Below are 938 nucleotides of genomic sequence, written 5' to 3'. Positions count from 1 at the left end.
CGCACCGTGCCTCCCGTCCGACCCTCGGTGGGTCAGGCGACCCGCGTGGCGGGCGACACCGTCTTCGTGACGTCGCGCTCCGGGATGTCCCCCAGGGCCGCGTCGATCGCGGCGAGCGCGTCGGCGTCGAGCGTGACACCCGAGGCCTTGACGTTGTCGGTGACCTGCTCCGGGCGCGAGGCACCGACGATCGCCGAGGCGACGTTCTCGTTCTGCAGCGTCCACGCGATCGCGAGCTGTGCGAGCGTCAGGCCGGCCTCGTCGGCGACGGGCTGCAGGCGCTGCACGGCCTCGAGGACCTCGTCGCGCATGAACCGCTTGATCATGTCGGCGCCGCCCTTCTCGTCCGTCGCGCGCGACCCCTCGGGCAGCGGCTGACCCGGCTTGTACTTGCCGGTCAGGACACCCTGGGCGATCGGCGACCAGACGATCTGCGACAGGCCGAGCTGCTTCGACGCCGGGACGACCTCGCCCTCGATGACACGCCACAGCATCGAGTACTGCGGCTGGTTCGAGATGAGCTGGAAGCCGAGCTCCTTCGCGAGCGCCGCACCGGCACGGATCTGCTCGGCGTTCCACTCGCTGACGCCGATGTAGAGCGCCTTGCCCTGGCGGACGACGTCGGCGAACGCCTGCATCGTCTCCTCGAGCGGCGTCTCGTAGTCGTAGCGGTGTGCCTGGTAGAGGTCGACGTAGTCGGTCTGGAGACGCTCGAGCGACCCGTCGATCGACTCGAGGATGTGCTTGCGGCTGAGGCCGGTGTCGTTGTGGCCCTTCGGCCCCGGTCGGCCAGTAGACCTTCGTGAAGATCTCGAGGGACTGCCGACGCTCGCCCTTCAGCGCCTCGCCGAGGACGGTCTCGGCGGCGGTGTTCGCGTAGGTGTCCGCGGTGTCGAACGTGGTGATGCCGGGCGTCAGCGCTGCCCGCACGCACTGGG

1 pseudogene is annotated in these 938 nt (G+C 69.8%); it reads right to left on the bottom strand.

From position 1 onward, the window contains the following. Positions 1–32 precede the first annotated feature (32 nt). Positions 33–938, bottom strand: a pseudogene (locus I59_RS19805) (aldo/keto reductase family protein); the annotation flags it as partial.

The organism is Curtobacterium sp. B8 (assembly GCF_000333315.1).
Taxonomy (GTDB): Bacteria; Actinomycetota; Actinomycetes; order Actinomycetales; family Microbacteriaceae; genus Curtobacterium; species Curtobacterium luteum.
The sequence above is the reverse complement of the archived record's forward strand: the minus strand, read 5'-3'. Positions and strand labels throughout refer to the sequence as shown.